Source organism: Desulfobacter curvatus DSM 3379, assembly GCF_000373985.1.
Classification (GTDB): domain Bacteria; phylum Desulfobacterota; class Desulfobacteria; order Desulfobacterales; family Desulfobacteraceae; genus Desulfobacter; species Desulfobacter curvatus.
The window spans coordinates 37,592-43,591 of sequence record NZ_KB893074.1; the positions used below are offsets into that span (position 1 = coordinate 37,592).

A 6,000-nucleotide genomic window follows, 5' to 3' on the forward strand; every position below is an offset into this window, starting at 1 on the left:
AGTTAAAAAGGGGCAAATCGACTTATGCCCCTTTATGGAAATCCTTTTTCAAAAGTCTCACCAAAATCTTCGAAACTATTTTAAGTGCCGATAATTGTCACGTTGATTTTTCGGGTTCTGGGTCCGTCAAACTCACAGAAAAAAAGACTTTGCCAGGTGCCCAGAACCAGATTTCCATTTTCAAGGGCAACGGTTTCAGACGGCCCGAACAGACTGACTTTTATGTGGGCCGCTGAATTGCCTTCCATATGTTTAAAGTTGTCATCAAAGGGGATCACCTTGTTGATGCAGGATAAAATATCCACAGGTACTGCCGGATCCGCATTTTCATTAATGGTCACAGCCCCTGTGGTGTGCATGGAAAATACATGCACAAGCCCGTTGCGTATACCGGACTGGCGGACAATGTCCCGGACCTGGTCGGTGACATCCATCATCTGGGTCCTGGCCCCGGTTTTAATTGAAAACTGCATCTGTTCAATCCCCCTTTGATTTTTGTTCCTGTTACATTTCTAAGGCGGTTTTTACGATATTTTCCACTGAAAAACCAAACTCTTTAAGTACCGTGCCGCCGGGGGCTGATGCACCGAACCGTTCAATGCTGATACTTTTGCCCTGGCTGCCTGCATACTTTTCCCAACCCATGGAAATACCGGCTTCAACGGTCAGCCGTTTGGTGACAGCGGCAGGAAGAATTCTTTCTTTATATGCCTCTGGTGCCTTTTCAAACAGTTCCCAGGAAAGCAGGGAGACAACCGACGCCTTAATGTTGTGCTCTTTTTCCAAAATATCTGCGGCGGCCACGCTGATGTGAACCTCCGAACCCGTGGCAATGATCAGCATATCAGGGGTCTTGCCCGCACTTTTTACGGTGTATCCGCCCCATATCATATCTCCGTCTGAATTGGACAGATCCAGGGTGGGCAGTTTCTGCCGGGAAAGAATCAATGCGGTAGGGCTGTTCAAGGTACCCAGGGCTTTTTTCCATGCCAGGGCCGTTTCATTGGCATCTGCCGGACGAATCACGGTAAGGCCGGGGATAGCCCGCAGCGCCGCCACATGCTCCACAGGTTGGTGGGTGGGACCGTCTTCGCCCACAGCCACGGAGTCATGGGTAAACACATAGATGATGGGCAGACGCATCAGGGATGCCACCCGGATGGCCGGCCGCATGTAGTCGGCAAAGACCAGGAAAGTACCGCCAAAAGGCCGGACCCCGCCATGCAGGTACATGCCGCTCATGATCGCGCCCATGGCATGCTCCCGGACACCAAAGCGAATGTTTCTGCCGGCCCACGCTTCTTTCTGGAACTCCTCGGCACAGGTCATGTAGGTTTTGTTGGAAGGTGCAAGGTCGGCAGATCCGCCCATCAAAGCCGGCAGGTTTGGTGCGATGGCGTTGAGCACCTTGCCTGAAGCAGCCCGTGTGGCCACAGGACCTTCCTCAGTCTTGAACACAGGGATATCCTTATCCCATCCCTTGGTTAAAAACCCTGTGATGGCATCCACAAACAGATTGGCGTCTTCGGGGTACAGGGTTTTAAATTTTGTGAACTCCTCCTGCCAGATTTTCTCGTACTGTTCACCATATGCAAGTGCCTTGCGCGTATTTTCCAGAACTTCATCAGGCACATAAAAATCCTTATCTTCTGGCAGACCGTAGAATTTTTTCACCACTTTGATCTCTTCTTCACCCAGGGGTGAGCCGTGGGCATCCGGTGAATCCTGTTTGCTCGGGCTGCCATAGGCAATGTGCGTACTGATTTTTACCAACGAGGGCTTGGAAACGGCATCCTTGGCTGACTGGATTGCTTTTTCAATGGCATCAAGGTCATTGCCGTCCGCCACCTCAACCACATGCCAGTTCATGGCGTCGAATTTGGCCCGGACATTTTCGGTGAATGTGATGCTGGTTTTGCCTTCGATGGTGATTTCATTGTCATCATAGATGAGGATCAAACGCCCAAGCCCCAGATGCCCGGCCAGGGAAACGGCTTCCATCGCCACCCCTTCCATGAGATCCCCGTCGCCGCAGATGGCATAGGTGTAATGATCAATCACATACTGGTCATCCTTGTTGAACCGATCCGCCATATGACGTTCGGCAATGGCCATGCCCACGGCATTGGCCACACCCTGTCCAAGGGGGCCGGTAGTGGTTTCCACGCCTGCGGTATCCCCATACTCCGGATGCCCCGGGGTTTTGGAACCCCACTGTCTGAAATTTTTCAAATCATCCAGGGTCAACCCATAGCCAAACAAATATAAAAGAGCGTACAACAAAGAAGATGCATGTCCGCCGGACAGTACAAAACGGTCCCGGTCCACCCAGGACGGATTGGCCGGATTCTGTTTTAGAAAGTGTTTGAAAACCACATAGGCGGCAGGTGCCAGGCCCATAGGTGCACCGGGATGTCCAGAGTTGGCTTTCTGTACCATGTCCATACACAGGGCACGGATGGTGTTGACGGTGAGCTGGTCTTGGTTGTTGTTTTCGGCATCAGCCATGGATATTTCTCCTGTAAAGGGTTTAAAAATTTTTATAAGAAAGTCTCAATAAGTTGTTGAATTACTTTCTTGTTTCGTTGTGGGCTGAATCCGGGTGCTGATAGGCCAGATCAGCCCGTGGCTGTTATAAAACTCTCATATATTCAGGTTTTAACGGAACTTTACCGTCCAAGGCCTGGGATATAAGTTCAAGGGTTTTTTCTTTGTCCTGGGGAAGGTGCGCCCGGATGGGTAAATAATTGGATGCGTGGTTGGCATGGAAAAGGCCGTCTGTCAGGTTCGTGGCCGCAATCATAGCCCCAAGTTCGGTGAGCATCTCCTCTGCCCCGGGCAATTCGAATTCCCCTTTTTCATACTGGTCATGCAGTTCCGTGCCAGGGATGAGCATCAGGCTTAAAGCACCGACAAAATCAGGGTCCATGGCCGTAAGCACCCTGCCGGTTTCCCGGGCATGGTCCAAAGAGCCTTTGCGGCCGCCAAGCCCAAGCAGCACCGTCACAGAGACCTTAATCCCGGCCTTTTTTAACTTTTTTCCCATGGTGATCATTTTATCCGCATCCGCACCCTTGCGGATAGCTTCAAGCACCTTGTCATCACCGGATTCAAGGCCCATGTAGGCAATCTTGAGTCCAAGTTTGTGCAGCAGGGCCAGATCTTCATCGGTTTTCATCTTGATGCTTTTGGTGTTGGCATAGACACCCACCCGCTCCACCCAGGGCAGCCGGTCCCGGATTCTTTCAAGGATGGGAACCAGGCGTTTCATGGGAAGGATCAAAGCATCACCGTCACACAGGAACAAACGGTTCTGGCGACGGCAATGCTTCCTGGCAAATTCGATGTCCCCAAAGATCACATCATCTTTTTTTATGTTGAACCGTTTTCCCCGATAGGTCCCGCAAAAGGTACATTTGTTATGGGAACAGCCCAGCGTAACCTGGAGCAATATACTGTTCGCCTCGCTGGGCGGCCTGATAACCATACCTTCGTAGTGCATTGTGTATCCCCTTAAAAATTAAAGGCCATATATTTATCAGGTATGATTCAAAAATTCAATATATCAACCGCTTAAGGCAGGACAAACGCAACTAAAAAATCAACCCGTCAACGATTGCCGTAATCATGCACGACGCGATGGGTGATCAGCCCTCCCCCTTGTACTGTTTTATGGCAAAAAAGCTTAACTTTTGATGTACTTCATGTTAGAGCCCCAAAAGACAGCAATATCCGTTTGACTTTAAAAAGACAGGAAAAAACGTGAAAGAGATACGCGATAAGGCAAGAGAGTTAATGAAAGGTTTTTGCCGGGTCTGCCCCAGATGCGACGGCAGGGTCTGTGCTGGGGAGGTCCCGGGAATGGGAGGCATTGGAACAGGTGCCGCCTTTAGGGACAACCTGGCAGCTCTGGACGAGTTACACTTTAACATGCGGTTGATTCACGGAGTGACGGAACCGGACACCGGGGTTGAAATCCTGGGTAAAAAGCTCTCCTTGCCCCTCATTGCCGCCCCCATCGGCGGGGTCTCCTTTAACATGGGCGGAAAAATCAGCGAGCAGGACTATGTAAGGGCCGTTCTCCAAGGCTGCAAAGAGGCCGGGATTATCGGTTGTACCGGGGACGGAGTGCCTGAATTTATCCACAAAATCGCCCTGGAGGAGATCAAAGCGGTTCAGGGAAAAGGAATTCCCTTTATCAAACCCTGGGAAGGGGATGAGCTGTTTGAGAAGATCGAGAAAGTTCAGGCCTGCGGCACCGATATCATGGGCATGGACATTGATGCGGCCGGCCTGGTCACCCTGAGGAAAATGGGCCGGCCGGTCTCTCCCAAGAATGTGGACGAACTTGGGCAGATTATTAAAAAATCAGGGATGAAGTTCATTATTAAAGGGGTGATGACGGTTTCAGATGCCCGGGCTGCCGTATCTGCGGGGGCAGATGCCATTGTGGTCTCCAACCACGGGGGGCGGGTCCTGGAGTATACCCCGGGCGCGGCCAGGGTCCTGCCTCAAATCGCCAGGGCCGTGGGCAGCGACATTTGTGTCCTGGCTGACGGCGGGGTGAGAACCGGCGGCGACGTCCTGAAGCTGCTGGCCCTGGGGGCTGATGCCGTGATGATCGGCCGGCCTTTCAGCGTGGCTGCCCTGGGCGGACTCAAAGCGGGGGTGAAGGCCTTTATCGAAACCATCAGGGGTGAACTGATCCAGGCCATGGTGCTAACCGGCACCCAGCGGGCAGACCAGGTGGACGAATCCATCCTGTTCAAACCCTGATTGAACGCCAATACCGGCGGCCCGGCCATTCAGACATCCTGAGCGGCCGGGTTTTCGGCCGGACACTACTTAAGGCGGCTTAAGCGAATATTAAGTTTATGTTTAATCCATGACGAATTGCAGCCCGTCCAGGGCTTTATAAAAATATCCGGCCATAATCTTATATCCCCTGTCATTGGGATGGATGGAATCACTCATTAAATCGGAGTGGCCGAACAGGCCTTCAAGGATATTGGGAATCAGCACCGAACCGGTTTGCCGGGCGATTGATTCATACATTTGCGCATAGCCGTTGCCATACAAAGGAATATCTATACCCCCCAGGACCACCATGGCCCCGGCAGCCTGGATATGCTGGATAATACGTATCAGATTGGCACGGGCCGTATCCACGTTCACACGATTTTTCAAATCATTACCGCCCAGGGTGATCAGCACCACATCAGGTTCATAGAACAACACATCATCTTCGAGCCGGGCCAGCCCGCCTGCCGTGGTATCTCCCGACACCCCGGAATTGATGACTTCAACACCGGTCATCTCCTCCAGCCGGGACGGATAATCTTTTCCGTTGCCGGCACCGTATCCCCGGGTCAGGCTGTCGCCGAAACAGACAATGCGCGACACGGACAAGGGGACATTCTTTATTTCATATGCTTTTTCCCCGAACCAGAACCGGTATCCAAGGATACCTGCAACCAGTATCGCCAGAACGATCAGGATTTTTTTCAAAATACCTCCTTATTTGGTAATGATAGCGCACAGTAAGATAATTATCAGGATTATCCCGGATGCCAACCGCTTGATTATTTCCCAAACTCGGCGATTTGGGGATAGACTTTAAGCTTACTCTAACTAACAGCCATGGGCTGACCTGGTTTTTTACCGTGGTTCAGCCCACAACGAAAGTTGAAAGATCTGTGTAGATTGCACAGACTTTCTTATAACAAAAACATTATAGGATGACAACCGACAACAATCAGTGCTGACGCATAAATAATAAAAGGTCGGCCGAAGTTGTTCCGCCCACTCCTTTTTGGGAAAATTCCGCCTTTCCTTCTTTCGGAAGGCATCGGAAAGGTAGTTCTTCCTACACAAACCATGGCCTGTACCGAAGATTTTCATTCCCTCCGGGCATAGTTCTCCCCCATTCCAGGCTTGAAACTGTTTCGATTACCTGTCCGTGGTTGCCGTCTCACACTAATCGGAGTTGAAAGGGGGCGG

5 protein-coding genes are annotated in these 6,000 nt (G+C 51.3%); 1 reads left to right on the forward strand and 4 read right to left on the reverse strand.

Annotation, left to right across the window (positions count from 1 at the left end):
• Positions 1-80: 80 nt before the first annotated feature.
• The 3 genes from B147_RS0117350 to B147_RS0117360 form a co-directional block, all read right to left on the reverse strand.
• Positions 81-473 (reverse strand): secondary thiamine-phosphate synthase enzyme YjbQ, encoded by a 393-nt coding sequence (locus tag B147_RS0117350; protein WP_020588472.1) that lies wholly within the window; start codon positions 471-473, stop codon positions 81-83.
• 31 nt (positions 474-504) lie between these two features.
• Positions 505-2,508, reverse strand: a complete 2,004-nt coding sequence (gene tkt, locus B147_RS0117355) for a transketolase (protein ID WP_020588473.1) — start codon at positions 2,506-2,508, stop codon at positions 505-507.
• 124 nt (positions 2,509-2,632) lie between these two features.
• Entirely contained in the window at positions 2,633-3,502 is an 870-nt protein-coding gene (locus B147_RS0117360) for a radical SAM protein (RefSeq protein ID WP_020588474.1), read from the reverse strand.
• A gap of 260 nt (positions 3,503-3,762) precedes the next feature.
• On the opposite strand from B147_RS0117360, the gene B147_RS0117365 reads away from it, so the two are divergent.
• Positions 3,763-4,776, forward strand: coding sequence for an alpha-hydroxy-acid oxidizing protein (locus B147_RS0117365; RefSeq protein ID WP_026259707.1), 1,014 nt, complete (start codon positions 3,763-3,765; stop codon positions 4,774-4,776).
• A 102-nt stretch (positions 4,777-4,878) separates the two neighbouring features.
• Here B147_RS0117365 and B147_RS0117370 read toward each other — a convergent pair whose 3' ends face one another.
• Entirely contained in the window at positions 4,879-5,508 is a 630-nt protein-coding gene (locus B147_RS0117370; protein ID WP_020588476.1) for an arylesterase, read from the reverse strand.
• Positions 5,509-6,000 lie beyond the last annotated feature (492 nt).

Bases quoted from the DNA above. Each gene is read 5' to 3' on its own strand.
- B147_RS0117350 (WP_020588472.1), bottom strand. From the start codon at position 473: ATGCAGTTTTCAATTAAAACCGGGGCCAGGACCCAGATGATGGATGTC.
- tkt (WP_020588473.1), bottom strand. From the start codon at position 2,508: ATGGCTGATGCCGAAAACAACAACCAAGACCAGCTCACCGTCAACACC.
- B147_RS0117360 (WP_020588474.1), bottom strand. From the start codon at position 3,502: ATGCACTACGAAGGTATGGTTATCAGGCCGCCCAGCGAGGCGAACAGT.